The sequence below is a fragment of the Enterobacter sp. BIDMC109 genome (assembly GCF_001037885.1).
Taxonomy (GTDB): Bacteria; Pseudomonadota; Gammaproteobacteria; order Enterobacterales; family Enterobacteriaceae; genus Enterobacter; species Enterobacter hormaechei_C.
Map to the genome: position 1 here is coordinate 2,467,861 of NZ_KQ090002.1, position 26,756 is coordinate 2,494,616.

The 26,756-nt window shown below is 54.2% G+C and carries 25 protein-coding genes and 1 pseudogene; 9 read left to right on the forward strand and 17 right to left on the reverse strand.

Annotated features, from left to right (window positions below):
- Positions 1–8: 8 nt before the first annotated feature.
- Both SK62_RS11700 and SK62_RS11705 read right to left on the reverse strand, forming a co-directional pair.
- Entirely contained in the window at positions 9–677 is a 669-nt protein-coding gene (locus SK62_RS11700) for a methionine ABC transporter permease (RefSeq protein ID WP_017384621.1), read from the reverse strand.
- On the reverse strand, positions 670–1,692 hold the full coding sequence (locus SK62_RS11705; protein WP_047719404.1) for a methionine ABC transporter ATP-binding protein: 1,023 nt from the start codon (positions 1,690–1,692) through the stop codon (positions 670–672). The genes SK62_RS11700 and SK62_RS11705 overlap by 8 nt, the downstream gene beginning before the upstream one ends.
- A 399-nt stretch (positions 1,693–2,091) precedes the next feature.
- On the opposite strand from SK62_RS11705, the gene SK62_RS11710 reads away from it, so the two are divergent.
- From SK62_RS11710 to lpp, 4 genes are all read left to right on the forward strand, one after another.
- Positions 2,092–3,462 (forward strand): pyridoxal-phosphate dependent enzyme, encoded by a 1,371-nt coding sequence (locus tag SK62_RS11710; RefSeq protein ID WP_047719403.1) that lies wholly within the window; start codon positions 2,092–2,094, stop codon positions 3,460–3,462.
- Positions 3,463–3,474: 12 nt separating this feature from the next.
- Complete coding sequence (locus tag SK62_RS11715; RefSeq protein ID WP_017693564.1) at positions 3,475–4,620, forward strand: trans-sulfuration enzyme family protein; 1,146 nt, start codon at positions 3,475–3,477, stop codon at positions 4,618–4,620.
- Between the two features lie 376 nt (positions 4,621–4,996).
- On the forward strand, positions 4,997–6,418 hold the full coding sequence (pykF, locus tag SK62_RS11720) for a pyruvate kinase PykF (RefSeq protein WP_003857687.1): 1,422 nt from the start codon (positions 4,997–4,999) through the stop codon (positions 6,416–6,418).
- A 312-nt stretch (positions 6,419–6,730) separates the two neighbouring features.
- Complete coding sequence (lpp, locus tag SK62_RS11725; RefSeq protein WP_001082307.1) at positions 6,731–6,967, forward strand: murein lipoprotein Lpp; 237 nt, start codon at positions 6,731–6,733, stop codon at positions 6,965–6,967.
- A gap of 60 nt (positions 6,968–7,027) precedes the next feature.
- Here lpp and SK62_RS11730 read toward each other — a convergent pair whose 3' ends face one another.
- From SK62_RS11730 to SK62_RS11770, 9 genes are all read right to left on the reverse strand, one after another.
- Positions 7,028–8,041 (reverse strand): L,D-transpeptidase LdtE, encoded by a 1,014-nt coding sequence (locus SK62_RS11730; protein ID WP_017693565.1) that lies wholly within the window; start codon positions 8,039–8,041, stop codon positions 7,028–7,030.
- Between the two features lie 97 nt (positions 8,042–8,138).
- A complete protein-coding gene (gene sufE / locus SK62_RS11735) occupies positions 8,139–8,555 on the reverse strand; it encodes a cysteine desulfuration protein SufE (protein ID WP_017693566.1) in 417 nt (138 codons plus the stop codon).
- Positions 8,556–8,569: 14 nt separating this feature from the next.
- The gene (gene sufS, locus SK62_RS11740) at positions 8,570–9,790 is read right to left on the reverse strand and encodes a cysteine desulfurase SufS (RefSeq protein ID WP_017693567.1); all 1,221 of its coding nucleotides are present in this window, start codon (positions 9,788–9,790) and stop codon (positions 8,570–8,572) included.
- Positions 9,787–11,058 carry a Fe-S cluster assembly protein SufD gene (gene sufD, locus SK62_RS11745; protein ID WP_017693568.1) on the reverse strand — a complete coding sequence of 424 codons (1,272 nt, stop codon included), beginning with the start codon at positions 11,056–11,058 and terminating at the stop codon, positions 9,787–9,789. Before sufD ends, sufS begins: the two co-directional genes overlap by 4 nt.
- Positions 11,033–11,779, reverse strand: a complete 747-nt coding sequence (gene sufC, locus SK62_RS11750; RefSeq protein ID WP_047719402.1) for a Fe-S cluster assembly ATPase SufC — start codon at positions 11,777–11,779, stop codon at positions 11,033–11,035. Before sufC ends, sufD begins: the two co-directional genes overlap by 26 nt.
- 9 nt (positions 11,780–11,788) lie before the next feature.
- Positions 11,789–13,279 (reverse strand): Fe-S cluster assembly protein SufB, encoded by a 1,491-nt coding sequence (gene sufB / locus SK62_RS11755; RefSeq protein WP_003857739.1) that lies wholly within the window; start codon positions 13,277–13,279, stop codon positions 11,789–11,791.
- An 8-nt stretch (positions 13,280–13,287) separates the two neighbouring features.
- Entirely contained in the window at positions 13,288–13,656 is a 369-nt protein-coding gene (gene sufA / locus SK62_RS11760) for a Fe-S cluster assembly scaffold SufA (RefSeq protein WP_003857741.1), read from the reverse strand.
- Positions 13,657–13,977: 321 nt separating this feature from the next.
- Entirely contained in the window at positions 13,978–14,706 is a 729-nt protein-coding gene (locus tag SK62_RS11765; protein WP_033487124.1) for a MerR family transcriptional regulator, read from the reverse strand.
- A gap of 188 nt (positions 14,707–14,894) precedes the next feature.
- Positions 14,895–16,115 (reverse strand): diguanylate phosphodiesterase, encoded by a 1,221-nt coding sequence (locus tag SK62_RS11770; protein ID WP_039270953.1) that lies wholly within the window; start codon positions 16,113–16,115, stop codon positions 14,895–14,897.
- 339 nt (positions 16,116–16,454) lie between these two features.
- Here SK62_RS11770 and ycgZ point away from each other — a divergent pair, with 339 nt between their 5' ends.
- The 4 genes from ycgZ (at position 16,455) to fdhF (ending at position 19,666) form a co-directional block, all read left to right on the forward strand.
- Positions 16,455–16,694, forward strand: coding sequence for a regulatory protein YcgZ (ycgZ, locus tag SK62_RS11775; protein ID WP_017384632.1), 240 nt, complete (start codon positions 16,455–16,457; stop codon positions 16,692–16,694).
- A gap of 4 nt (positions 16,695–16,698) precedes the next feature.
- Complete coding sequence (locus tag SK62_RS23185) at positions 16,699–17,019, forward strand: hypothetical protein (RefSeq protein WP_015570712.1); 321 nt, start codon at positions 16,699–16,701, stop codon at positions 17,017–17,019.
- Between the two features lie 29 nt (positions 17,020–17,048).
- Entirely contained in the window at positions 17,049–17,327 is a 279-nt protein-coding gene (locus tag SK62_RS11780) for a biofilm/acid-resistance regulator YmgB/AriR (RefSeq protein ID WP_003857748.1), read from the forward strand.
- A 188-nt stretch (positions 17,328–17,515) separates the two neighbouring features.
- Positions 17,516–19,666 carry a formate dehydrogenase subunit alpha gene (gene fdhF / locus SK62_RS11785; RefSeq protein WP_048249562.1) on the forward strand — a complete coding sequence of 717 codons (2,151 nt, stop codon included), beginning with the start codon at positions 17,516–17,518 and terminating at the stop codon, positions 19,664–19,666.
- Positions 19,667–19,715: 49 nt separating this feature from the next.
- Here fdhF and SK62_RS11790 read toward each other — a convergent pair whose 3' ends face one another.
- From SK62_RS11790 to SK62_RS11815, 6 genes and pseudogenes are all read right to left on the reverse strand, one after another.
- Entirely contained in the window at positions 19,716–20,369 is a 654-nt protein-coding gene (locus SK62_RS11790) for a helix-turn-helix transcriptional regulator (protein ID WP_045907493.1), read from the reverse strand.
- Between the two features lie 41 nt (positions 20,370–20,410).
- Positions 20,411–20,923, reverse strand: coding sequence for a fimbrial protein (locus SK62_RS11795; RefSeq protein ID WP_047719400.1), 513 nt, complete (start codon positions 20,921–20,923; stop codon positions 20,411–20,413).
- A gap of 11 nt (positions 20,924–20,934) precedes the next feature.
- Positions 20,935–21,883: pseudogene (locus SK62_RS11800) on the reverse strand (fimbrial protein).
- 1 nt (position 21,884) lies between these two features.
- The gene (locus SK62_RS11805) at positions 21,885–24,428 is read right to left on the reverse strand and encodes a fimbria/pilus outer membrane usher protein (protein ID WP_023303537.1); all 2,544 of its coding nucleotides are present in this window, start codon (positions 24,426–24,428) and stop codon (positions 21,885–21,887) included.
- Between the two features lie 27 nt (positions 24,429–24,455).
- On the reverse strand, positions 24,456–25,133 hold the full coding sequence (locus SK62_RS11810) for a fimbrial biogenesis chaperone (protein WP_047719398.1): 678 nt from the start codon (positions 25,131–25,133) through the stop codon (positions 24,456–24,458).
- Positions 25,134–25,191: 58 nt separating this feature from the next.
- The gene (locus SK62_RS11815; RefSeq protein WP_015570717.1) at positions 25,192–25,722 is read right to left on the reverse strand and encodes a fimbrial protein; all 531 of its coding nucleotides are present in this window, start codon (positions 25,720–25,722) and stop codon (positions 25,192–25,194) included.
- A gap of 354 nt (positions 25,723–26,076) precedes the next feature.
- Here SK62_RS11815 and SK62_RS11820 point away from each other — a divergent pair, with 354 nt between their 5' ends.
- Positions 26,077–26,736 carry a winged helix-turn-helix transcriptional regulator gene (locus tag SK62_RS11820; protein ID WP_015570718.1) on the forward strand — a complete coding sequence of 220 codons (660 nt, stop codon included), beginning with the start codon at positions 26,077–26,079 and terminating at the stop codon, positions 26,734–26,736.
- The last annotated feature ends 20 nt before the right edge of the window (positions 26,737–26,756 follow it).

Sequence of the window (26,756 nt, forward strand, 5' to 3'; positions counted from 1 at the left end):
TGTATTTATTAGCGTTTATCTAACAGTGAAGTAATGGCATCGCCGCAGAACTGGATAATGAACACGATGATCAGAATGGTCACCGTTGCCACCAGCGTGACGTCACCATGGTTGCGCTGGAATCCTTCCAGATAAGCCAGATTTCCCAAACCGCCGGCACCTATCACCCCTGCCATTGCGCTGTAGCTCACCAGCGCAATCAGCGTCACCGTCATACCTGAAACCAGTGCGGGTGAAGATTCCGGCAATAAAACCCGAAACACTAACGTGCTCAGCCGCGCGCCCATCGAGCGCGTGGCCTCAATGACTCCTTTGTCCACTTCTCGCAGGGCAATCTCGACCAGACGGGCGTAGAACGGCGCCGCGCCCACAATCAGGGCGGGCAGCGCAGCGTTAGCGCCAAGAATGGTCCCCACAACGGTCTTGGTGAACGGGATCAGCAGAACGATAAGAATGATGAACGGAATCGAGCGGAACACGTTCACCACAATCGACATCACGCTGTAGACCGTGCGGTTGTGGAATAACCCGCCGCGGGCGGTTAAAAACAGCGCCAGACCGAGCGCGATCCCCAGGACAAACGTCGCCACGCCGGAAAGCGCGGTCATGTAAAGCGTCTCCTGGGTTGCAGCCCAAAGCTGATCCCACTTCAGGTGCGGAAAGAGTTCTTCAGCCATGCTTGATTACCTCGCCTTCAATATCGCTTTGCTTCAGGTCGGCGAGGATATTGTTCAGTTGTTCGTCCGATGCCACCACGTGCACCCAGAGCTGCCCGAAAACACCGTGGGCGGTTTGCGTCATTTTGCCGTGCAGGATGTTAAACGGCAGGCCGTAGCGCAGGGTCAGTTCACCGACGATCGGCCTGTGCGTGCTGTGCCCGGTGAAGGTCAGCCTGATTACCGTGCCTTCCAGATCGTTTGCCAGTTCGGTATTGAAGGTCTCTTCCTCCGCGTACTGGCTCACCTGGCGGACAAACTGCCGGGTGATCGGCTGCTGCGGATGCGTAAACACGCTCAGCACGTCCCCCTCTTCCACCACCTTGCCGTTTTCCATCACCGCCACGCGGTCGCAGATTTTGCGCACCACGTGCATCTCATGCGTAATGAGTACGATGGTCAGGTTAAAGCGACGGTTAATGTCCAGGAGCAGATCGAGGATCTGATCGGTGGTCTGCGGATCCAGCGCCGAGGTGGCTTCGTCACACAGCAGTACGTCCGGATGATTGGCCAGCGCGCGGGCAATGCCCACACGTTGTTTTTGCCCGCCGCTCAGCTGGGATGGGTAGGCATTCTCGCGCCCCTTCAGGCCGACCAGCTCCACCAGCTCGGCAACGCGAGCCTGAATTTGCGCTTTTGGCACACCGGCAATTTGCATTGAAAAGGCGATGTTTTCCTTCACCGTGCGCGACCAAAGCAGATTAAAGTGCTGGAACACCATGCTGATTTTCAGGCGTGCCTGACGCAGCGCTTCTCCCTTCGCGGCGGAGATATCCTGACCGTTAATGGTGACGCTGCCGGCGCTGGGCTTTTCCAGACCGTTCAGCAGACGGATCAGCGTACTTTTCCCGGCCCCGCTGTAACCGATGATCCCGTAAATCTTTCCCTGCTCTATCGTCAGGTTGACGTTATCTACGGCTGTCAGCGCCTGTTTCCCGTTGTCAAAAACCTTCGAAATATTGCTGAGTACAATCATTCTTATTCGTTATCCGTTTCGCATATAGCGGTTTAGCAGTATGGATGTCCAAAAGATAGTAAACAGCCGTTATCAGCTTTTAAATGACCAAAAAAGAATTTCTTATAATGCTCAGGAATAAGCAGCGAACTGGCGGGTGAAAAGCATTTAGATGAATATCAGCAATAATTATCTGCCATTTGCATATCAGGTCTTACTCACCCGACGAAATCGGCTAATTTTGCAGCACTTTATGCGGATATAGCCATCCTCACATCCGGACAACTTTACGTCTTGCTGTCTTTCCATCTGAAAACACAATGATTATTCCTTTCCGTTCTAAAACTCAGTGAAAGGTTCTTTATTGAGAAAATTTCATGGTTCTATCATCCGGTCATCACCTCTTCACAGGACATGACCATGACGCTTTACCACTCCGTCACCGAACTGATTGGCCGTACGCCGCTCATCCAGCTGCACAAGCTGGACACCGGCCCCTGCTCGCTGTTTCTGAAGCTGGAAAACCAGAATCCCGGCGGCTCGATTAAAGACCGCGTCGCGTTGTCGATGATTAATGAAGCCGAGCGTACGGGCCAGCTACGGCCCGGCGGCACCATTATTAAAGCCACGGCGGGGAACACCGGCCTGGGGCTGGCGTTGATTGCGGCGCAGAAGGGCTACTCGCTGATCCTGGTGGTGCCGGACAAAATGAGCCGCGAGAAGATTTTCCACCTGCGCGCGTTAGGGGCGCAGGTCGTGCTGACCCGTTCAGATGTGAATAAAGGGCATCCGGCCTACTACCAGGATTATGCCCGGCGGCTGGCGAACGAACTGCCAGGCGCGTTTTATATTGATCAGTTCAATAACGCGGCCAATCCGCTGGCGCACCGCACCACTACCGCACCGGAACTGTTTGAACAGCTTGACGGCCAGATCGATGCCATCGTCGTCGGCGTGGGGTCCGGCGGTACGCTGGGTGGCTTACAGGCGTGGTTTGCAGAACATTCGCCGCAGACGGAATTTGTGCTTGCCGATCCGGCCGGGTCGGTGCTGGCGGACCAGGTTGAAAACGGACGCCATCACGATGCCGGATCGTGGCTGGTTGAAGGGATTGGCGAAGACTTTATCCCTCCGCTGGCGCACATCGAAGGGGTTAACCGCGCCTGGCGCATTACCGATCGCGAGGCGTTCACCACCGCCCGCGATCTGCTAAAAACGGAAGGGATCCTGGCAGGCTCATCCACCGGCACGCTGCTGGCGGCGGCGCTGAAATATTGCCAGGCGCAGACTACGCCAAAACGTGTGGTCACCTTCGCCTGCGACAGCGGCAATAAATACCTCTCGAAGATGTTCAACGACGACTGGATGCGCCAGCAGGGGCTGATTTCGCGTCCGCAGGCAGGCGATCTCTCGGACTATATTGCCCTGCGCCACGATGAAGGCGCGACGGTGACTGCCGCCCCGGACGACACGCTTTCCACCGTGCTGGCCCGCATGCGCCTGTACGACATCTCCCAGCTGCCGGTGCTCGATAACGACAAGGTCGTCGGCATCATTGACGAGTGGGACCTGCTGCGACACATCGGGGGAGATGCCGATCGCTTCTCACTCCCCGTGACGGCAGCCATGACGCGTCAGGTCGAATATCTGGATAAGCAGGCCCCGGAGAGCGCCCTGTACGCCATCTTTGACCGTGGCCTGGTGGCGATTATTTATGACGAAGATCGCTTTCTGGGTCTAATCACACGCAGTGATGTACTCACCGCCTGGCGTAACCGCCTGACAAAATAAAAGGAGCAAAAGATGAAAAACCTGGCCACCCTCAGCGTTCACAGCGGTGAGTATCACGACCCGCACGGCGCCGTGATGCCGCCAATTTACGCCACGTCGACGTTTGCGCAACCGGCACCGGGTGAACATACCGGCTACGAATACTCCCGGAGCGGCAATCCAACCCGCCACGCGCTGGAGACCGCCATCGCCGAACTGGAAGGCGGCACGCGCGGGTACGCTTTCGCGTCAGGGCTGGCAGCCATTTCCACCGTGCTCGAACTGCTGGATAAAGACAGCCATATCGTCGCCATTGACGACGTGTATGGCGGTACGTATCGCCTGATCGAAAACGTGCGCAAGCGCAGCACCGGGTTACAGGTGAGCTGGGTTAAGCCGGACGATGTAGCCGGGCTTGAGGCCGCCATTCGCCCGGACACCCGCATGATCTGGGTGGAAACGCCAACGAACCCGCTGCTGAAACTGGCCGACCTGGAGGCCATCGCGGACATTGCCCGGCGCCATAATGCGATCAGCGTGGCGGATAATACCTTCGCCTCCCCGGTCATTCACCGGCCGCTGGAGGCGGGGTTCGATATAGTGGTCCACTCCGCCACTAAATATCTCAACGGTCATTCAGACGTGGTTGCCGGGCTGGCTGTTGTCGGGGCAAATAAGGATCTCGCGGAGCGTCTGGGCTATCTGCAAAACGCGGTTGGCGGCGTTCTGGATCCGTTCAGCAGTTTCCTGACGCTGCGGGGGATTCGCACCCTCTCTCTGCGCGTTGAGAAGCACAGCGCCAACGCACTGGCAATTGCGCAATGGCTGGAGCAGCATCCGCAGGTAGACCGCGTGTTCTATCCCGGGCTGGCGTCACATCCCCAGTATGCGCTGGCACGCAGACAAATGGCGCTGCCGGGCGGCATGATCTCCGTTGTGATTAAAGGCGATGTGCAACGCGCGGCAGAGGTGATCCGTCATCTTACGCTCTTTACCCTGGCGGAAAGTCTGGGCGGTGTGGAGAGTCTGGTGAGCCAGCCCTACAGCATGACCCACGCCTCCATACCTCTGGCGCAGCGTCTTGCAAACGGCATTGTGCCGCAGCTTATCCGCCTGTCGGTGGGGATTGAGGATGCGAAGGATCTGATCGCCGACCTTCAGCAGGCGCTGGAAAAGTGAGCAAAAAACGGCGGGCGTTGCGCCTGCCGTCATAAGATGACATTAGACCTTAACGCCTTGATAACAAACTTATGTGAATCTGCACAGATTGTTTTGAAACGCTGTTTCCATTTTCCTTTTTACTGTAAATCAGCGTATAATGCGCGCCAAATCCCTGGTGAATGGTTTCAGCGCTTGGAATACAAAAAACAACGTACAACTTCTCCTCTCCTTCGTTGGGCTGGCACTCAGGCACACTTTCTTCTGCACGCTCATTTGATGTCACCTATTCTTAGTGCGTGTCATATACTCTTTCGCAACACAGGTTTGACTCCGCGGCGGTGCGCCCCCGGAGCGAGATTTCCATATCCTTCCCAACTTAAAGACTAAGACTGTCATGAAAAAGACGAAAATTGTTTGTACTATCGGCCCGAAAACCGAATCCGAAGAGATGCTGAGCAAAATGCTGGATGCCGGCATGAACGTGATGCGTCTGAACTTCTCCCACGGCGACTATGCTGAACACGGTCAGCGTATCCAGAACTTGCGCAACGTGATGAGCAAGACCGGGAAAAAAGCGGCAATCCTGCTCGACACCAAAGGTCCTGAAATCCGCACCATCAAACTGGAAGGCGGTAACGACGTTTCCCTGAAAGCGGGCCAGACCTTCACCTTCACCACCGACAAATCCGTTGTGGGTAACAACGAAATCGTTGCCGTGACCTACGAAGGCTTCACCAGCGATCTGTCTGTTGGCAACACCGTGCTGGTAGATGACGGCCTGATCGGCATGGAAGTGACGGCGATCGAAGGTAACAAGGTTATCTGTAAAGTGCTGAACAACGGCGATCTGGGCGAAAACAAAGGCGTTAACCTGCCGGGTGTGTCCATTGCGCTGCCAGCGCTGGCTGAAAAAGACAAACAAGACCTGATCTTCGGCTGCGAACAAGGCGTGGACTTCGTTGCTGCCTCCTTTATCCGTAAACGTTCTGACGTGGTTGAGATCCGTGAGCACCTGAAAGCGCACGGCGGCGAGAACATTCAGATCATCTCCAAGATCGAAAACCAGGAAGGCCTGAACAACTTCGACGAAATCCTCGAAGCGTCTGACGGTATCATGGTTGCGCGTGGCGACCTGGGCGTTGAAATCCCGGTTGAAGAAGTGATCTTCGCGCAGAAGATGATGATCGAGAAATGTGTTCGCGCGCGTAAAGTGGTTATCACCGCAACGCAGATGCTGGACTCCATGATCAAAAACCCACGCCCTACCCGCGCTGAAGCAGGCGACGTGGCGAACGCCATCCTCGACGGTACCGATGCCGTTATGCTGTCTGGCGAATCTGCAAAAGGGAAATACCCTCTGGAAGCGGTCAGCATCATGGCGACCATCTGTGAGCGTACCGACCGCGTGATGAAAAGCCGTCTGGATTACAACAACGACAGCCGTAAACTGCGCATCACCGAAGCCGTGTGCCGTGGTGCGGTAGAAACCGCTGAGAAACTGGAAGCCCCACTGATTGTCGTGGCGACCCAGGGCGGTAAATCTGCGCGTGCCGTGCGTAAATACTTCCCGGATGCGACCATTCTGGCGCTGACCACCAACGAAACTACCGCGCGTCAGCTGGTGCTGAGCAAAGGTGTGATCCCACACCTGGTGAAAGAGATTGCCTCTACCGATGATTTCTATCGTCTGGGTAAAGAAGTGGCTCTGGAACTGGTTGATTGTGGCCTGGCCCAGAAAGGCGACGTGGTGGTTATGGTTTCTGGCGCGCTGGTTCCAAGCGGCACCACCAACACTGCATCTGTCCACGTGCTGTAATATTTCACGAACAAATTATTGTTTTGTTAAAAAGCGTCCTTCGGGGCGCTTTTTTTATTCCCGCCTTTAACCAGAACTATTCAAAAAGCAAATCGGGTTTTTCTATTTAATCGCGATTTATCTAAGATGAATCCGATGAAAAATGCCTTTTTTAACATAGCTTTTTCGTCAAAATTGCCGATTTCGTTGCTTCTTTGAGCGAACGATCAAAAATAGGCGTAATCCCATCAAAAAAATATTCTCAACCCAAAAAACTTTGTGTAATACTTGTAACGCTACATGGAGATTAACTCAATCTAGAGGGTATTAATAATGAATCGTACTAAACTGGTACTGGGCGCGGTAATCCTGGGTTCTACTCTGCTGGCAGGTTGCTCCAGCAACGCTAAAATCGATCAGCTGTCTTCTGACGTTCAGACTCTGAACGCTAAAGTTGACCAGCTGAGCAACGACGTGAACGCAATGCGTTCCGACGTTCAGGCTGCTAAAGACGACGCAGCTCGCGCTAACCAGCGTCTGGACAACCAGGCTACTAAATACCGTAAGTAATAGTACCTGTTAATAAAATGGCGCACATTGTGCGCCATTTTTTTTGCCTTCGTCAAACCTCTACTGAAGCGCTTTCTCTCCCTCGCCTTCCGCCACCGCCGCTGAGACACGACTGTTCTGTACCGACAGGACAGAATTGCTGGCTGACGAACCATTGCCTGCTGAAACGGCCACCGGGATCCCCGCTCTGCGCGCCAGGGCTTTATCGATAAGCGTTTTATCGCTACCTGATTCCGCTGCAAAGGCGGTAAACGCCGCCGAGTGCGTGAACGGCACCGTCTGTGGGTTTTCACCCTCAGCCTGCGCCAGCGGCCTGTGCACTTCGATATAACGTTTGCCGTCCGGCTCGACGGAGAACTTCACCGGCTCATTGATGATCTGCACCCGCGTGCCGACGCGCACTTGCTCAAACAACGCTTTGATATCCGGCGCGTTCATCCGCATACAGCCCGAGCTGACCCGCAGCCCTACGCTGTCCGGCGCGCTGGTGCCGTGAATAAGATATTCCCCATTCCCGATGCCCAGACGCAGCGCAAAGCGCCCCAGCGGGTTATTTGGCCCTGCGGGTACCACAGGCGGCAGTTTAATGCCCTGGGCCAGTGAGCGCGCTCTGATGCCCGCTGTGGGGGTCCAGGTAGGGTTAGGGATTTTCTGACTCACACGGGTGGTGCTGACCGGTGTTTCCAGCCCAAGCTGACCAATACCCAGCGGATAGACCTGCACGATATTTTCGCCTGGCGGATAGAAGTAAAGACGCAGCTCCGCCAGATTCACCACAATGCCCTCGCGCTCGGTGTCCGGCAGTAGCATCTGGGAAGGGATGGTAATGACCGTTCCTGGCGCAGGGTTCACCGGTGCAATGGTATTATTGGTTTCAAGGATGAGCTGTGCGGCGGTATTAAAGCGACGAGCGATAGACTGAAGTTTATTGTCACCTTCCTGAATGGTGTATGTCTGGTTTTGCCCAATCAGGCGGCTGCCTGCGGGCGGTAAAGGATAATCAACCGCCCTGGCTGAATTAACAGCACTGAGCGAACCAAGGAGTAATAGAGTTATTAGAGACGCGCGCTTCATGCTGAGATTCCTTATTCACTGACCAAACGTCAGAAAGCTGAAAAACCAGCGAGGTGGAAACCACCCCGCGAAACAGAATGAATGCTGTTCTGTCAGTTTAGCTAAGGATTGCGGCTTTGGCGCGTATGGCGCGGATCATCGCTTCCAGCCCCTGGGATCGGGACGGGGTGAGGTGTTGAGTTAAGGCCATTTTTTCAAACCACGGGCGAACGTCAAAGGCGACAATATCCTGCGCCGACATCTGGTGATAAAGAATAAATACGACGGCAATAAGCCCCTTCACAATGGCGGCATCGCTGTCACCCTGTAATTCAATTACGCCTTCATCCGTCTGCTGCATCAGGATCCAGACCTGGCTCTGGCAGCCCTGAATGATGTTGTCCGGGTTATGCGCCTCTTCGCTGAGCGGCGGCAGGCGCTGGCCCAGCTCGATAATATAAAGGTATTTCTCTTCCCAGTTCGCGCAACGCCCAAAGTTGCGCAGCAATTTATCTCTGTCCGGCAAATCTGCCATCTCTCGCCTCTCCGTTAGCCAAGCAGCTGGTGAATACGTTTTAGTCCCGCCACCAGTCTGTCGACCTCTTCCGTTGTGTTGTACATCACCAGCGATGCGCGGCACATAGCCGGTACCTGATAATACGCCATCAGCGGCATCGCGCAGTGATGCCCGGTACGTACGGCGACGCCGTAATTATCAAGGAAACTGCCCACATCATAGGCGTGATGCTTGCCGAGGTTGAAGGCTATCACACCCAGACGGTCAGCAGGGCCATATAAGGTCAGTTCCGGGACGCTGGCCAGCTCCTGCAAGGCATAATGCATCAGCTGCTGTTCGTACTCCTGAATCGCCGCCAGCCCCGTTTCAGAGACGTAGCTAATGGCCGCGCCCAGCCCGATGATCCCGCCCGTGTTGGGCGTACCCGCCTCGAAGCGCCAGGGCGCACGGGCGTAGGTTGTGCCGTCCGTCAGGCTGACGGTGGCGATCATTGACCCGCCCCCTTCCCACGGCGGCATGGCCTGGAGAATGTCCTCTTTCACATACAACACGCCGATGCCCGTCGGGCCATACAGCTTGTGCCCGGAGAAGACGTAGAAATCGCAGTCCAGAGCCTGAACGTCAACCGCATGGTGCATCACCGCCTGGGCGCCATCAATCAACACTTTCGCACCAACCTGATGGGCTTTGTCGACGATCAGCGCCACCGGATTTTCCGTCCCCAGCACGTTTGAAACGTGGGTCACCGCCACCAGCCGCGTTCTGTCGTCCAGCAGGGCGTCCAGCTTTTCCAGCTGGAGCGTGCCGTCTTCATTCAGGGGGATCACCCGCAGTTGCGCCCCCACACGCTCACAGAGCATCTGCCAGGGCACGATGTTGGCGTGGTGCTCCATCTGGGTGATGATGATGTTATCCCCCGCGTGCACCTGCGCATTGCCCCAGCTGTTAGCCACCAGGTTGATCCCTTCGGTGGTGCCACGCACAAACACCAGCTCTTCCGGCGAACGCGCGTTGAGGAAGGCCGCAACCTGCGTGCGCACGTTTTCCATGCGCTGGGTCGCCTCGGCGCTCAGGGTGTGGATCCCGCGATGTACCGCCGCATAACCGTGGCGATAAAACTCGGCTTCCGCATCCACCACCTGATTTGGTTTTTGCGCGCTGGCCGCACTGTCGAGATAGGCCAGCGGCAGACCGTTCACTTCACGGGTCAGTACCGGAAAATCTGCCCGGACTTTCTCTACGGGAAATGTCATGCTTCGCCTCCAGGCAGCCGCTGACCGATACGGGCCAGCACCTGCTGTTTAAGTCCGCCATCGGGCAGCGCTTCCGTCAGCTCAGCCGCAAAGGCGTAAATAATCATCTTTTGCGCGGCCTGCTGGTCTATCCCGCGCGAGCGCAGGTAGAACATCTGCTCATCGTCAATACGCCCGACCGTCGCCCCGTGGCTGCATTTCACGTCGTCCGCATAAATTTCCAGCTGTGGTTTGGTGTCCACCTCTGCCAGACGTCCCAGCAAGAGGTTGTTGTTGGTCATCTGCCCGTCAGTTTTGATGGCGTGCTGCGCCACGTTTATCAGGCCGTTAAACACCGCACGTCCTTTGTCGCTGACGATGGTTTTGTGCAGCTGACGGCTGTTGCAGTAGCCTTTGTTATGCTCAAGCCAGGTGCGCGTGTCGCACACTTCTGACTTCACTGGCATCGCCAGGCTGTTAATACGTAGCGTAGTGTTTTCACCGTTCAGCTGGGTGCTGGTATTGTGGCGCAGCACCGCGCCGCCAAGCAGGAAGCTGTGGCTGTACGCCGCGGCATCCTGGCCCAGCAGAATATCGTTGTGGGCGAAGTGGTGACTGAGCGGATTCTCAAACGCCAGCTTGATGTGGTGCAGCTGAGCATTGGCCGCCACGTTCATCGTCAGACGCGAACCGGTAAAATGACGGGTGTCGTTAAGGCTGACGTAATGCTCGATCACCGTCGCCTCTGCCCCTTCTGCCAGCTCAAGATGGTGGCGATAGTGGGCGGTGTTAATCTCATCACCCTCAACGCCCTGGGTGATATGCATCAGCAGCAGCGGTTTCGCCGGACGCTGGTTACGCTTAACGCGAATATGGGTGACAGATTGCGACAGGCTCTCTGTCAGGTGCAGGAAGACTTCAGGCTGAACGGGCGCGTTCAGCGACTGACGTTCATCGTTAATGACGATATCGAACCCGCTCTCCTGCACGCTGTCGCTCAGCTCCGCACGGAACAGACCGTCGACAAATACCAGACGCACGGCATCCACGCTCAGCGCCAGCATGTCGCGCTGATCGGGGCTGACCTGCGCCAGACGGGTGACAAACTCGCCGTTCAGCAGGCCATCCAGCGGGGTATATTTCCAGTTCTCATGTTTACGCGTCGGTAAACCGAGAAGCAGCATCTGCTGGAGATGGTGCTGAGCCTGTTCAGAGCGCGCTCGACCCTGCGCTTCAAACAGCCGGTGCCACTGCTGAAGTGCATTACTGCTGTTCGGTAAGCCAGCCATAACCCTGCTCCTCCAGTTGTTTAACCAGCGTAAAGTCACCGGATTTCACAATGCGTCCCTGGTAAAGCACGTGGACATAGTCCGGTTTGATGTAATCCAGAATTCGCTGATAGTGAGTCACGATGATAAATGAGCGGTTGCCGTCACGCAGGGAGTTCACCCCGTCGGCAACGATCTTCAGGGCATCGATATCCAGCCCTGAATCGGTCTCATCGAGAATGCACAGCGCCGGTTCCAGAACCGCCATTTGCAGAATATCGTTACGTTTCTTCTCACCGCCGGAGAAACCCACGTTTACCGAGCGGGTCAACAGATCTTCCGGCATTTTCAGCAGCTTGATCTTCTCTTCCATCAGATCCTGGAAGTCAAAGCGATCCAGCGCCTCAAGGCCGCGATACTTGCGCACCGCGTTCAGCGCGGTTTGCAGGAAGAACTGGTTGCTGACGCCCGGAATTTCCACCGGATACTGGAAGGCCATAAAGATGCCCTCGCCGGCACGCTCTTCCGGCGACATCTCCAGCAGATCTTTGCCGTTAAACTCAACGGAGCCGCTGGTAACTTCATAATCTTCGCGTCCTGCCAGCGTCGCTGAAAGCGTACTTTTCCCGGAGCCGTTTGGCCCCATGATGGCGTGAACTTCACCCGGTTTGACGTCAAAATTGAGGCCACGCAGGATCTCTTTCTCTTCCACGCTAACCTGTAAATCTTTAATTCTTAACATGTGCTTTCCTTAACCGACGCTGTGTTCAAGACTAATGGCGAGGAGTTTCTGGGCTTCAACGGCAAATTCCAGCGGCAGTTCAGAGAACACGTCCTTACAGAAGCCGTTAACGATCATTGAAATCGCATCTTCTTCACTGATCCCGCGTTGCAGGCAGTAGAAAAGCTGATCTTCACCAATACGTGACGTAGTTGCCTCATGCTCAAGCTGGGCGCTGTTATTGCGGCATTCGACATACGGGAAGGTATGCGCCCCGCAGTCCGCGCCAATCAGCATGGAGTCACACTGGGTGAAGTTACGCGCGTTGGTTGCCGTCGGCATGATTTTCACCAGCCCGCGATAGCTGTTCTGGCTGTGACCGGCAGAGATCCCTTTGGAGATGATGGTCGATTTGGTGTTTTTACCGATGTGGATCATCTTGGTGCCGGTATCGGCCTGCTGATGACCGCTGGTCAGCGCCACGGAGTAAAACTCACCGATGGAGTTGTCGCCGCGCAGAATACAGCTCGGGTATTTCCAGGTAATGGCGGAGCCGGTTTCTGACTGAGTCCAGGACATTTTGCTGTTTTCGCCTTCGCACAGCGCGCGTTTGGTGACGAAGTTCAGAATACCACCGGTGTTGCCGTCGCCCGGGAACCAGTTCTGTACCGTAGAGTACTTCACTTCCGCATCTTTATGGATGATCACCTCTACCACCGCCGCGTGCAGCTGGTAGCTGTCGCGCACAGGAGCGGAGCACCCTTCGATGTAGCTTACGTAGCTGCCTTCATCGGCCACCAGGATGGTGCGTTCAAACTGGCCGGTTTTTTCCGCGTTGATGCGGAAATAGGTCGAGAGCTCCATCGGGCAGCGCACGCCTTTCGGCACGTAGATAAAAGTACCGTCTGACGCCACCGCCGCATTCAGTGCCGCGAAGAAGTTATCGTTACTCGGCACCACGGTACCAATATACTTTTTCACCAGCTCGGGGTGATCGTGAATGGCTTCACCAAAGGAACAGAAAATGATCCCCTGCTCCGCCAGTTTTTCACGGTAGGTGGTTGCCACCGAGACGGAGTCAAAAATGGCGTCTACCGCCACCTCTTTGCCTTCGCGCACGGGCACGCCGAGCTGATTAAACGCCTCTTCCACCTCTTTACTCAGGAAGCTGTTCTCCGCGCCGGTTTGCTGAACCGCGCCGGGTTGCGAGGCACAGGTATCATCACAGCTGCCGCAGGAGGGCGCGGAGTAGTAGCTATAATCCTGATAGTTCAGCTTATCGTAATGCGCTTTCAGCCAGTGGGGTTCTTCCATCTCCAGCCACGCGCGGAATGCGCTCAGGCGAAACTCCAGCATCCACTCCGGCTCGTTACGTTTCGCCGAAATGGCGCGCACGACCTCTTCGTTGATGCCTTTCGCCAGCTCATCGGTTTGCAGCTGCGTAAAGAAACCCTCTTTATAGTTGAGGTGTCCGCCGCTCCAGGTGTTTACATCACTCGTTGCTTCAGTATTACGAGACATAGTACCGCCTATACCCCAAAGCTTTCGCCGCAGCCGCATTCGTTCTGGGCTTTCGGGTTATGAAATTTGAATAACTGGTTTAAACCTTCCCGAACGTAGTCGACTTCGGTTCCATCGATAAACGGCATCGCCTGTAGCGCGACGTATAACTTTGCACCGTCGGTTTCAAAGACCAGATCGTCCTTTTCAGGTTCGGTTACGGTATCCAGCACGTAGCCAAATCCCGCGCAGCCAGTCTGCTTAACGCCTAAGCGTACGCCGAGGATGTCGGGATTTTTTGCCACCAGCTCATGAATATGCGCCGCCGCCGCGGGCGTCAGCGTTAAACCACGCCAGGCAAAATCGGCCGGATTGAAGGTTTCTGAATGCAGTTCCATAGGTCCACCTCATCTGATAAGCCACCAGGGCATAACACCATGTTAGTGATAACGATTATCACCTCAACCCCCTGCGAGCAGGGGCTTTGGGCTAAACCGCCCTTTTTGGCTACTTTCATTAAGCATAGACCCTGTGACGGGATGCGGATGGGATGGTTAGATTTGTTCAATGCATTGATAAATAATGCATTTCATAAGAAAGGCGGTAAGGTGACGGGCAATGATAAAAATTGTATTGGAAATACCTATTTTTGAGATAGCTATCTTCCAATAAGAAAGCTGACTCGAAAAGACAAAAAGGCCCTGACGGACCCCTTAACATCAGTGATGGAACGAAACGGCGAAACCCTGTTCACGCCAGTGGTCGAGCTGCTCCTGTTGACGAGGCGTAGGCGCTTTACCGGTCCAGACGAAGATTTTTTGCCCGGGGAAGAGTTCAGGACGTGGAGAATCAATCGGCTCAGCCAGCACGTCGATATGCCAGCCCTTGTAGGCAAGACGGGCCGCTTCCAGCCACAAATGCGTACGGTCGTCGCACTCCCACCCGACCAGCAGCGCATCCTTACCTGCTTTTTTTCGCGACTCACCCAGGCTTGCAACGGCAAACTCAATCAGGACACCGTCCAGCAGGCTCGCCATGTGACGCACCGTATTCTGGTCCTGGTTCATTCGCTGCCGCACAGGGGTGATGATGTTATCTATCAGAACATCCATCGCATGGTCACGGCGGAACTCGCCGATTTTGGCGCGCAGTTTTGCCGGACTGGCATAGCGCAGAACGGTTAACATCTCTTCCTGAAAAGATGCCCAGTTCCCCTGAGTCATTACTTCTGTATTTTCAAGAAGCGCTTTTACTTTACCGACCGAAACACCCGTTTTCATCAGGCGTTTGATCTCTTCGATACGCAGGATATCTTCATCGTCAAACTGACGATGACCCCCTTCGCTTCGCTGCGGCTTCAACAATCCATAACGGCGCTGCCAGGCACGCAGCGTAACGGGGTTGATACCGCATCGTTCGGCCACTTCGCCGATACTGTAATAGGCCATTAACTCCCTCACGCACAATACTTCCATACCTAACCAAACCAACCTTATCAGATTGTACAAATCATTTGTATAACTAACTCCTCGTTCTGAGACAAGTGAATGGCTCAACGAACCACTCACTCGTTAATGTATTGTTGTATAAATTTAGCCGTACGTACAGGTCACTCTTAACAGTTACGTACAGGTTTTTATAAATCGTACTTTTTCTCGGGCCAGGCAATCGCCGGTATGCCCCCCAGGCGCGGGCTGGCGAAAAGGTGTCCCTGGAACTGAGAAATCCCGGCAGATTCCAGCCACATCCACTCTTCAGCCAGCTCTACGCCTACCGCACAGAACAGAATTTCCAGAGACGCACAGCATTTAATGATCGCCTGAATAATAGCCTGACGCGGGCCGCTCTTGTGCACGTTGGCAATCAAGTCACGGTTAATCTTGATTCTGTCCGGCTGAAACTGGGCCAGCAGTTGCAGACCGGCGAATCCCGCGCCAAAGTGATCGATGGCCACGCTGATCCCGGCGCTTTTAAGCTGTCTGACCGCGCTGGTGAACTCTTCGAAGCGCGAGATCGCCTCGCTCTCGGTGAACTCGACCACAATTTGCTCCGGCACAAAACCGTTCGCCTCAATTGCCGTCAGTAAAAAATCGACGGCGCCAGGAACATTGACCAGCGTCATCGGCAGCAGATTAATGGACAACGTTTGAGTCTGTAGGCCCAGCGCGCTGGCCATCGACAAAGCCACCTGTTTACTCTTCAGATCCGATTCGTACAGCGCCTCACGCGACAGGTTGGCAAAATAGCTTTCCGGGGACTCACCGGACGGCGTGCGGATCAGGGCTTCCCAGGAAACTACCTGCTGCATAAACGGATCGACGATAGGTTGAAATGCGAAACTACAGTCCGCGCCCTTTGCCACTACTGTCGGCTGGGAGGATAACGGCGTATTTTCGGTGACAAACTCCCAGGCGTCAGCCGGAGGCAGCTCAAAGTAGTTGGCTTTTTCAGTGGCTTCAACGAAGGTGCGGAAAAATTGCAGGGCGCGATCGTTATAGGTCAGCTGATAGCGCGTTGTGCCTTTATCGAGTACCTGTTGCAGCACTTCGTCGGTATCGTACTGACGAAGGTCAAAGAGCTCCATACCCACGTTGCCAAAACGTCTTGAAGGCCCGTGATCGCTTAACAATTCGACCACGTTGTGATGCCGTGGGTCACGGCAGATGAGCTCATAGATCTCCTTAACGTTATCAGCGGGCCCTTCAAGTAACTGAAAAAAGTGTGTGCCGTTAAACAGCAAAATCCCCGTCACATCGAACTGGCGATTTCTACAATTTGCAGCAGCGACCATGTCTTCCAGCGCTTTCACTGGAACGTCCTCGCAGATATGACTGCGGTAAATGATGGTTGTGAGCATGCTAATCCTGAAGATTGAGGGGGTGACCACGAAAACACGTGGGGAAAACTCTGTTATAGCACATTAATTGCCCAATAAATAATTTACATCTCAACGATTTACACGGCTTTTTTGCGTCATTTACGGGCTTGTACAACTCTGCGACGCCGCTTCGGATTGTACAATATATCTTGTGAATACCGCAGTAAAACGTATAAGAATAAGTATCTGATAAATAATTATTTTATAAAATATATTATAAAATATTTAAAAAATTGTACATTTTAAATGTACAGATTTGAAAATTATGTATACCTTAAATGTAACGTTACTGATTACGAAAATTTACAGGAGCGAAACATGCAGCAGAACGGACACCTCGCAGACTCGGCAACAGCGATTGCGCAGTATTTCGAAAAAGCCGCGCTTCCAACCCAACAGGAAACATTGGGTCAGGTTGTTGTTGAAATCCTTAGCGACGGGCGAAATCTGAATCGCAAATCGCTCTGCACAAAACTGTTGAGTCGCCTTGAAAAGGCCAATGGCCCGGAAGAGGAACATCATTATCACATGCTTCTTGGCCTGCTCTTCGAACGTTAATGTCATGAACAGCAGTGATGCGGACAGACTGATCGACAAGCTTATTGGAGAAGCCGCTCTTTCACTTTTGAAGGAGCGCGGTCCCGTGACGACCGAGGGATTGGTTCAGCGTCTGCGTAACATGCAAGCATATGAAACGGATCCCCAGCGGCGGGAGACATTAGCGCGAGTGATAGCTGACATCAGCTCTGGCACAGTCGCTTTTAAAGGTCGCAGAACCGCACAAGGACGAATACAGAGAGAGGGATCTCTCAAAAATAACCGAGACAATGTAGTGCCGTTATTTGGAAATGGAAAACCGTCCGATCCTAAAAAGATACATTGACTACAACTTTACAGCTACGGTGAGAACAAATGAGACAAAATATTCAGCTTCAACCCGAATACCACTCCGCCTTTTTAGATAGCGCGTTGTCGGAGTATTTCCGTCACGCAGGCGATCGCTTTGCTGAAGAGTCTGCCATTTTTTCGACTGCGGTTCGTTGTGTTCTTGCTTCCGAAGGTCATTTGACCAACAAAGCGATCATTCTCTGGCTAATCCAGACGCTGGAATCCACCGACGATGTCGTTAAGGCGGATGTTATCCGCAAGACGCTGGAAATTGTCGTCGGTTACACCATGGACGATCTTTAACGCCTCCCCCATCCCTGCGGATAGCGTGTCATCGTCAATTGTGACGAACATACTGACGATGACACACCCTCTCTCCACAAACGCCCTGTTAATCAAGAACGCTGAATGTGGCATGGATCCTGCTTAGTCCGCTAAGGGACTGGGCTTTCCAGTAAACATTGCTTCATTTCTTAACAGGTCTGTTATTGATGAAAAAAATCGCCAGCGTCTGCCCCTACTGCGGTGCAGGCTGCAAACTAAACCTCGTCGTAAAAAATAACCGGATTATCCGTGCCGAAGCCGCTGATGGCGTAACCAATCAGGGCACGCTTTGCCTGAAAGGGTTCTACGGCTGGGACTTTCTTAACGACACACGGCTGCTTACCCCCCGTCTGACGCAGCCCATGATCCGCTACAGCAAAGGCGAGGCCTTTACCCCTGTTACCTGGGAAGAGGCCATTCGCTATACCGCTCACAGGCTTAAAAGCATCAAAGAACAGTATGGCCCTCGGTCCATTATGACCACGGGTTCCTCACGGGGAACGGGCAATGAGACCAACTATGTGATGCAAAAATTTGCCCGTGCGGTGCTGAATACTAACAACGTCGACTGCTGCGCCCGCGTCTGTCACGGTCCGTCCGTTGCCGGTTTACAGGAGACCCTCGGCAACGGCGCCATGAGCAATTCCATTAACGATATTGAAAACTCAAAATGCCTGCTGGTATTCGGCTATAACTGCGCCGACTCTCACCCCATCGTCGCCCGACGCGTGCTTAAAGCACGTGAAAATGGCGCTAAAATCATCGTCTGCGATCCGCGTCATATTGAAACGGCACGCATTGCCGATCTTCATCTTCAGCTAAAAAATGGCAGTAACATGGCGCTGGTCAATGCCTTTGGCTATGTCCTGCTGGAAGAGGAACTGTACGACAAAAACTACGTTGCCCGCTTTACCGAAGGGCTTGAGGCGTACCGGCTGACGGTAAAAGATTACGCACCCGAGCAGGTTGAACATCTGACGGGGATCCGCGCGCGGGATGTTCGTCAGGCAATGCGCATGTTCGCAGCGGCGCCTTCAGCAACGGTGATGTGGGGAATGGGCGTCACGCAGTTTGGTCAGGCGGTCGATGTGGTGAAAGGTCTCTCCAGCCTGGCGCTGCTGACCGGCAACCTGGGCCGCCCTGCCGTCGGCGTGGGTCCGGTTCGCGGGCAAAATAACATTCAGGGTGCCTGCGATATGGGCGTTCTGCCCAATATGTTCCCCGGCTACCAGGACGTCACTGACCCGGCGGTCAGACTGAAATTTGCCGATGCGTGGAAAATCAATGTCAACCGGATGGACGATCGCGTCGGGACGCGTATCACCGAAGTGCCACATCTCGCGCTGGAAGGAAAGATCAAAGCGTATTACATCATGGGGGAAGATCCGCTTCAGACAGAAGCCGATCTGGGACTGGTCCGCCGCGGCTTTGAGGCGCTCGATTTTGTGGTGGTTCAGGACATCTTTATGACCAAAACGGCAGAGGTGGCTGACGTGCTGCTCCCTGCCACCTCATGGGGAGAGCACGCCGGCGTGTTCACCTGTGCCGATCGCGGCTTCCAGCGTTTCGGCAAAGCCATTGAGGCCAGCGGCAACGTGAAGCGCGACTGGGAGATCATCAGCCTGCTGGCCACGGAGATGGGTTATCCCATGCATTACGAGGATAACCAGCAGATCTGGGACGAAATGCGCGAGCTGTGCCCCCTCTTCTACGGCGTGACCTACGAAAAAATGGGCGAGATGGGTCATGTGCAGTGGCCCTGTCCAACCCTCGATCATCCCGGCACTCCCTACCTGTACAAGGATAATCAGTTCGACACCCCCACTGGCAAAGGCCAGTTATTTGCCGCCCCCTGGCGCGCCCCGGCGGAGATACAGGATGCGGATTACCCGCTGGTACTGTGCACGGTGCGCGAAGTGGGTCACTACTCCTGTCGCTCAATGACCGGGAACTGCGCGGCGCTGCAAAGCCTGGCCGACGAGCCGGGCCGGGTGCAGATCAACCCGGCCGACGCGGATGAACGGGGGATTGCCGAGGGCCAACTGGTCTGGGTACGTTCACGCCGGGGTAAAGTGATCACGCGCGCCAGCATCAGCGAGCGCATCAATGCGGGAGCAATCTATATGACCTACCAGTGGTGGATTGGCGCCTGTAATGAGCTGACGCAGGATAATCTCGACCCGATCTCCAGAACGCCGGAAACGAAGTATTGCGCCGTGCAGCTGGAGGCGATCGAGGACCAGCGCTGGGCGGAGGATTTTGCGGCTTCCGCATACCAGACCATGAAGACGCGGTTGATCGCTGCGGTTAATGTTTAAATGCATTGCCGGGTAGCTATCGCTGCCCGGCCCGCTATCCGCTGCCGTTTTAGGCTATTTGTTGTGCATAATTATTTTCCAGGTAATCGCGAAGCAGGTTCGGACGGCTCTTTTTCTCCATCAGCCTTCTCAACAGTACGATCAGCTCGTAATCGCTTCGCAGATTAAATTTCTGCATCATCATATATTTATGGGTAAAGACCGTTTTTTCGCTCATCTTCAACGCGTTCGCGGTCTGCACCACCGACAGCCCCCGGTAAAAATTGACCATAATACGAATCTGTTGCCGGGATAACCCTTTATGCTGGCAGTCGAAACAGGTCTTTTTATTCAACGTGTAACCTGGTAATTGCGTCCTGAACCACGCGATAAACAGAACGCCGCTAATACGATCAAGCGACGCCCGGCGCGGAAGAAAAATAATGTCCTGAAAGCAGGAAGGCAGCGCCGAAAAACGCAGCTCATCGTCGACGAGACCTATCACAATTCCTTTTTGCCGGGCCAGTAACTCCGGAAAACAGGTCAGCGTTTCCCCCTGACATAATGAAAGAACAATAATATCGGCCTGGCTGACGTTTTCATTGGTCAGCGCCAGGTGAAATGTGATGGAGCGATGAAAGTTATGCTTAAAAAAATCTTCGAAAAAGCTCTGTAGCCCAGCCTGAAAAAACAGATCCGTTTCCTGAATCAGAATATTTAACATAGTTCACACCAACGTCTTTAAAAAAGGCTTATCACCGGCATTTAGTTGTACTGCATCGTCATCACCACAACCGCATTGATGCTTCCCGGCGTGGCGCCTCCCGGCATGGATCTTACCGAGGCCAACATAGCCATTGTCGCGGTTCTGTCCGCGGCAATGGTCTGGGTCATGCTGGTGCCTGTTCCTTTAAGCGCGCCGGTTTGGGCATCGCGCATGGCTATCGCCACATGCGTGGCCGAACCGCTGTTCATAAAATAGTCCGCACCCGCCTCGGGATCGGGGCTGCCGGTGAAAGTGACGGTCACACTCTGCGTTCCGGTTGGGCACTGGGTAAACAGCAGACTGAAAGGCACCGGATCCGATGTTGAGCCCGGCGTCGCCATATTGGTTGCCTGAATATTGCCCAGGTTGACATCAAGGCTGTTACTGCCGCCATTAAATATGCACGGCGACGCAACGATATTTCCCGTCACACCGATGTTGACGCTATCAGCGGAGCATACCTTCCCGCTGAGTAAGGCAAGTAAAAGCAGTGTCCTGCATCTTATTTTCATCTTCTTACCTGCTACTGGTAGGTCAAATTAAGGGTGGCGGAGGCATTCGCTGAACCTGACTCCACGCGGGTTAACGTCTGGTAATATCGGGCCGTTAATGGCAACGTCTCTTGCCCCCCCGGCAGACTGCCGCAAGAATAGTCGGCTGTTCATCACCAGCGGTGCACCGTTATAGATAAGCTGCACCCCCACCCCTTTCGCAGTGCCGGCATTTCCCTGCCCGGTTAAGGCCATCACGCTGGTATTGGCGCTGTCCGGGTTCTGTATTCCACTGAGCGAGACCGTAATATTGGTTCCGGCGGCGCAGGTCAGGCCCAGGTTTTGCGTGTTCTGTGCCCCCATCGGCGTGGTGCCCACCGTGGAGCCGAACGCCGAGGCGGGAATATCCCCTATCGGAAACGTCAGCTGGGCCGTATTCACCGTGCACGCCAGAGCATTGATGGTGCCGGAGGTGAGCTGCGTGGTCAGACCGTCACGGTAGAGGCCATCGCTTCCCTGAAGCGTCACGACGCCGATCGTCCCGGGGGTTAATACCCCCGATGAGACCGGGCCCGTCACCACCAGCTCAATCCTCCCGCCGTACCAGTCCACATAGGAGGTCTGCGCATTGTACGAGAACGTATTGCTCGGGTTTTCAAAATAGCCGTTGGAAGAAAAGCGTATCCCTATCCCGCTGACGTTCGTGTTGTAAACATGGTTGCCGTAGCTGCTCAACGTGGCGCCGTTGTAGCGCAGGCTGAATCCCAGCATCAGCGGATTAGTACACCCGGTAAGATAGGAGCCTGTGGCTGACGCCGCGCCAGAAAATACCACCGTGCCGACAGGCGCATCGCGCTGCACGTTGATCGTCCCCACGGACAGGGTTGAAAGCTGCGGGGTGATGGTGGTGCAGGTACCGGCACGAGCCATATTTGCCGCCGCGAGCAAACAGAGCAGCAGCATCGCGTTAAGACATTTCATGTTAGCGTTCCTGACGGCAGGTGGCGCGCATATCAGCGATCCCACCGTACGTTGAGTGATTCGGCAGCGTGAAATCAGCGCGGCATTGCTGACTGGATTGACTTCCCCATGTAGCGACTAACGTTCCCTGCTCGCGCATCCCGGTTAAATAGACCTGACCGCGATCGCCGACAATAAAACTGCCGCTGTCATCACCCACAAGGGTGACCACCGCCCCAAACGGAACGGCGCGGTCGTTGTCGGTCAAGGTCATCAGCACCCGGCGACCTGACTTCGGCAGATAATCGGCTCTCACCACCGCTCCCCGCGTCGGCGTCACCGTGCGAGTGTTGATCTCCAGCTCGACATCGTCCGGCATCGTTTCCGGGTCGAGGGTGAGATCGTTTTTCCGGTAGACAGAAAGGTTGCTCACGACCGTATATCCGCGAAAATCTGTCCGTACACCGGGCTGATTGCGGATATCCACGTCGTGGGCGCCAGGGGCTTTGATTAAGACGCTGGTCTCCCCCAGCGGCTGGGAAAGCGTGATGCCATCAGCATGGGCGAGAATGCCGCCTTGCAGCCCGTAATTCAGGCGTTCACTGTTTTTGTCATAACCATAACCTGCCGTGACTTCGCCATAGGTGCCTTTGTAGTCCGCGTTAACATTGCCGGTATAGCCCACACCCTCTGTTCCGTATCCCTGCTGTACGTTCCAGTTCAGGGCACGGTTCTCGAGCGCTACCCCGTTCAGGCCGACGTTATGCGTCGTCCCGTTATTCCCGCTGGCGTTCATGCCATAGTTAGCCCATGTCTGCGACAAAAATTTATCCAGCGGAATGCTGACGTTGAACGCCAGAAGCTGGTCATGGTCAGCGTTTTTTTGGCTGTCGCGGGTTTCTGACGCTGAGCGGACATTTTTGCTGTAAGTCCATGTCAGGCCATAGCTGATGTTGTGCCAGTAGTTGCTATAGCCGACGCTCCACGAAGCCATCGACTTACCGTCATTCCAGTAATCTTCCCGCGCCGCACTGAGGGTAAGCGCGCCCAGGTTGTCCCCCAGCGTCTGGCTCATCGTCAGCTCGGCACGGTTACGTCGCCTGTCCTGAAGCGCGCTGCTGTCGCCGTACGAATCGAGGACGTCCTGCATCCCGTAATAGCCGCGGGTCGAGTAGCGATACCCGGCAATCGAAAAGTTGGTCCCGGTATTGATAAAATTCTTGCTGTATCGGGCCCGCCACGACTGACCGTTTGTTTTCGCGGCATGCTCCGGCGTTGACCAGCCCTGAGTGACGTCTGCGGATACAGCCCCGAGATCGCCCATATTCTTGCCCACCCCCAGAGCCGCCGACTGGTACTTATCTGCCCCCTGGACGCCGCCATAGAGCGTAATACCGTGAGGGAGGCCGTAAATTCCGGTCAATTGCCCGAAGGGGGTTTTCTCCACGCTACGGTTATACGAGCGATACTGCCCGGCGGTAAGGGCATATTTCAGGCGCCCCTCCCGTTGCAGGACCGGCAGCGAAGCGTACGGCAGGGTGAAATGTTGCTCACTACCATCAGCTTCGACGATCGTGACATCAAGATCGCCCGCGCCGCCGGTGGGATACATATCCGCGATCTCAAACGCGCCCGGTGCCACATAGCTTTGGTAGATTTGATAGCCATTCTGACGCACCACGACCTGCGCGTTAGTTCGCGCAATACCGCGCACCACCGGCGCATAGCCTTTCAGGGAATCCGGCAGCATATCGTCGTCGGACGCCAGCTGGACGCCGCGAAACGGCATGCTGTCAAAGACATCGGCAGGCGCGGAACTGTCTCCGAGCGTAAGCTGGGCTTGCAGGGGAATAATCGCGCGCTGCATCAAGGTATATACGTTGTCCCACTTATCCTGGCCGGACGCATCGCGGGACCAGGTGGTGTAGTTGCGTAACCGCCAGGGACCGACGTTGATCCCCGGCCGCAGGTTTGCATACTGGCTGTCGCTGCGGGTGCCTGCCCCGCTTCTTGCCCGGCTGTTTGCCCCGCTCAGGCTGTAGTTGAGCATGGCCGCGGTAATGCCTTCATCCCACATATCCGGCGGAACGTAACCTCTCGCTGGCAGGTCTATAGCCGCCTGTGGAATGCTAATCGCCAGACGCTGGGCGCCAAACTGAAAATCCGCGCTGGCCTGTGGGATCGCCCTGAGATCGGCGCATTCACTTTCCCCGGCGGCGAGCTGCGGGAAAAGCGCCGTTTTCACGCCCCACGCTTTTAACTGCCCGATACTCAGGCACGGCTGCAACGTTTCACTGCCGTTAGCATCCTTCACTGCCATAAAACGAATATCCCGCGTTTCCAGCAGCCGATCGTCAAGAATAATATCAACGTGGTATGTCCCGGGTGCCTGCGAGCCGGATTCAAAGGCAGATAAATCCGCTTTTCCCATTCCGGGATTATCCAGCTCTACCAGTTCCGTATTAAACGTCTCACTGGCATACAGTGTGGGAGAGACACCAGCAAGCGCGAGGGCAATAAATATTGCCAGGCGCGCAGGCTGCATTGTATTCAATGCCATTGTCATGACGAACACCTGATTAACGCGTAAGGATCACAAACTTGCCCGGTGTAATTCGCCAGGGCTGCCATAATCGTTAATGACTTTAAACGTCAGCGTATTGCCACTGGTTCCGTTCGGTAACGGAAAACGGGCTGTGCCTGAAGGCATCACGTACGTGACATCGTCAAGTTTCTTATTACCCAACGTAATTTCATTGAAATTGATAACGTACGGCGTAGGGTTATTAACCTGAAGGGTATTTCCCGCACGACGCCAGGTTAATTTATTGGCTTGCTCCTCGGGGGTAGACGCACGAAGAGTCTCTGGTCGATAAATTAATTTGATGCGCGTTTTGACGGCAATTTGCAGCGAGTTCATCTGCTTTGAGGCTGAAGGAATAGCTTTAATGTTCAGCCAGAATAAACTCTCCTGCCCCTGAGGCAGTGAGCCGGTCATGACAATACGCTCAAGGTTCTTTTGCCCGCCGTCCAGCCGATACAGTGGTGGCGTAATAATAAAAGGCGCTTTACCCGATTGTTCATCCTGAACATCTATCCACGACTGGATTAAATAAGGAACGTTATCAGGATTAGTAATACCTATTGACGCCTCTTTTTTAGCCCCATCGAAAATAATACGGGTGCCGCCAATAATTACTCCTGCACTGACGGATGTTAATGTCAGCGGTAACAGCGCCATAGCCAGGCCCGTTGTCGTGATAAAACGCATTTTTTTTTACCTCATAAAACAAGGGGCCGGGCGGCCCCCTGCTGATTACTGCAATGACTTAGTTGTATACCACTGAGAAGTTTGCGACCGAGTTAGCCGGGCCCGCGGTCACGGATGCCGCGGTGGAGATATACTGCGCGTAGAAGTTCAGCGTATTATCAGCCGTACTGCTGAGCGGGTAGATATAGCTGTTGCTGCCGTGCAGCGGCAGATCGGCTTTATCTGCCGTCATCAGGTTAATCGCCACCCCGGTGGCCGCCCCCGCCACGGACGTATCAATCGCCAGCAGGCTGGCGTTGGTTAAATCCGGCGTGCCGTCAAAACGGACTTTTGCATTGGTGACCGTTACCGGACAGTTTTTCAAAATAATATTGAATTGCGTCGCAGCCGTTCTCGCCCCGGTTGTCGGGAATTCCGTTTTATAATAATCGCCTAATACCACCACCTGATTCTGGGATGCCACATCAACGTCGCAGGCAGAATCCAGAATATTCCCGTTAAAATTAACGGTACCGGCCGCTGCGAATGCATTGGTCATGGTGAGTACAGAACCTGCCGCTAACATTGCCATCATCAATTTTGTATTCATAATTTTATATCCCGTATTACTTTATTTATTACCGACATTCAGTTGCAGAAACAAAAGACCTTCCGACGAGTCAAAATTTATACAACTCTTTTTCCGCATACAATCAATTTTGAGGTCTAGCTGTAGACCCTCTTTTAACAATTACAAAACATATTCACTCGGAAACACCTTAAGAATAATGGCCAAAGTCTACTTTTAGACCTGAATAAAAAAGGTTTCAATTTCAATTAATTAAGACTCAAAAAAAATCGAGTCTATAATTAGACTCGCCGCAAACATTCCCTGACCTGCTGGTTTTTAAGATAATTCTTTATGCCGATCAAAAAATGATCGCATCAGTCAGTGAGGTTTCACATGAATACCCGTTTCGCGCCTGAGTCAGATATTGATAAGTCAACAGTGCTCGGCGCTAAGCCTTTTAAGCACATTGAAAAAATAATCGATAATGTTTTGCCGCATGCGGAGAGAAGCATTATTGCCAGAGGAGAAATTATCCATTATTGCTCCGGCGATACCCGTCAATGCTTTTTACTGTTGCATGGCAGCGTGGCGTTACACCGTCGCGGGGACGGTATCGTCTTAAATTCTGAATCCGCGCCATTTATACTCGGCGTGAGCAGCCAGTTATCGTCTGAACACCTGTACGTCAGAGCGCTGGAAACTTCAGAGGTGGCCAGCGTTTCGCTGGCGTGTTTCAATCATGTTGTCGCACAACAGAATTTATGGGAGCACTTCTCAAACCTGCTGATCTACACCGCATCGCGCGTCTACGAACATTGTGCCCAGATATCGCAAATGTCGGCTTATGACATTATCCGCTTTCAACTGGTTGAGTTGATGCAGGAGCCGGAAGCCATAAGACAAAACATTACCGCCGCGGCCTATATCAAAAGCCGCACCTATCTTTCACGCAGCGGCATTATGCGGATCCTCGCGGAGTTGCGGACGGGGAAATACATCACCATGGAGCGTGGCGTACTAGTTGAGATCCATCACTTACCCCGTAAGTACTGAGGCTGTATTTATCTCTGGAG

Coding starts and splice junctions, on each gene's coding strand:
- SK62_RS11820 (WP_015570718.1), top strand. CDS start 26,077: ATGAATACCCGTTTCGCGCCTGAGTCAGATATTGATAAGTCAACAGTG.
- SK62_RS11705 (WP_047719404.1), bottom strand. CDS start 1,692: ATGATTGTACTCAGCAATATTTCGAAGGTTTTTGACAACGGGAAACAG.
- sufD (WP_017693568.1), bottom strand. CDS start 11,058: ATGGCTGGCTTACCGAACAGCAGTAATGCACTTCAGCAGTGGCACCGG.
- sufC (WP_047719402.1), bottom strand. CDS start 11,779: ATGTTAAGAATTAAAGATTTACAGGTTAGCGTGGAAGAGAAAGAGATC.
- SK62_RS11710 (WP_047719403.1), top strand. CDS start 2,092: ATGACGCTTTACCACTCCGTCACCGAACTGATTGGCCGTACGCCGCTC.
- lpp (WP_001082307.1), top strand. CDS start 6,731: ATGAATCGTACTAAACTGGTACTGGGCGCGGTAATCCTGGGTTCTACT.
- SK62_RS11790 (WP_045907493.1), bottom strand. CDS start 20,369: ATGTTAAATATTCTGATTCAGGAAACGGATCTGTTTTTTCAGGCTGGG.
- ycgZ (WP_017384632.1), top strand. CDS start 16,455: ATGCAGCAGAACGGACACCTCGCAGACTCGGCAACAGCGATTGCGCAG.
- fdhF (WP_048249562.1), top strand. CDS start 17,516: ATGAAAAAAATCGCCAGCGTCTGCCCCTACTGCGGTGCAGGCTGCAAA.
- SK62_RS11700 (WP_017384621.1), bottom strand. CDS start 677: ATGGCTGAAGAACTCTTTCCGCACCTGAAGTGGGATCAGCTTTGGGCT.
- sufS (WP_017693567.1), bottom strand. CDS start 9,790: ATGACATTTCCCGTAGAGAAAGTCCGGGCAGATTTTCCGGTACTGACC.
- sufE (WP_017693566.1), bottom strand. CDS start 8,555: ATGGCAGATTTGCCGGACAGAGATAAATTGCTGCGCAACTTTGGGCGT.
- SK62_RS11780 (WP_003857748.1), top strand. CDS start 17,049: ATGAGACAAAATATTCAGCTTCAACCCGAATACCACTCCGCCTTTTTA.
- SK62_RS11770 (WP_039270953.1), bottom strand. CDS start 16,115: ATGCTCACAACCATCATTTACCGCAGTCATATCTGCGAGGACGTTCCA.
- sufB (WP_003857739.1), bottom strand. CDS start 13,279: ATGTCTCGTAATACTGAAGCAACGAGTGATGTAAACACCTGGAGCGGC.
- SK62_RS23185 (WP_015570712.1), top strand. CDS start 16,699: ATGAACAGCAGTGATGCGGACAGACTGATCGACAAGCTTATTGGAGAA.
- SK62_RS11810 (WP_047719398.1), bottom strand. CDS start 25,133: ATGCGTTTTATCACGACAACGGGCCTGGCTATGGCGCTGTTACCGCTG.
- pykF (WP_003857687.1), top strand. CDS start 4,997: ATGAAAAAGACGAAAATTGTTTGTACTATCGGCCCGAAAACCGAATCC.
- SK62_RS11730 (WP_017693565.1), bottom strand. CDS start 8,041: ATGAAGCGCGCGTCTCTAATAACTCTATTACTCCTTGGTTCGCTCAGT.
- SK62_RS11715 (WP_017693564.1), top strand. CDS start 3,475: ATGAAAAACCTGGCCACCCTCAGCGTTCACAGCGGTGAGTATCACGAC.
- sufA (WP_003857741.1), bottom strand. CDS start 13,656: ATGGAACTGCATTCAGAAACCTTCAATCCGGCCGATTTTGCCTGGCGT.
- SK62_RS11795 (WP_047719400.1), bottom strand. CDS start 20,923: ATGAAAATAAGATGCAGGACACTGCTTTTACTTGCCTTACTCAGCGGG.
- SK62_RS11815 (WP_015570717.1), bottom strand. CDS start 25,722: ATGAATACAAAATTGATGATGGCAATGTTAGCGGCAGGTTCTGTACTC.
- SK62_RS11805 (WP_023303537.1), bottom strand. CDS start 24,428: ATGACAATGGCATTGAATACAATGCAGCCTGCGCGCCTGGCAATATTT.
- SK62_RS11765 (WP_033487124.1), bottom strand. CDS start 14,706: ATGGCCTATTACAGTATCGGCGAAGTGGCCGAACGATGCGGTATCAAC.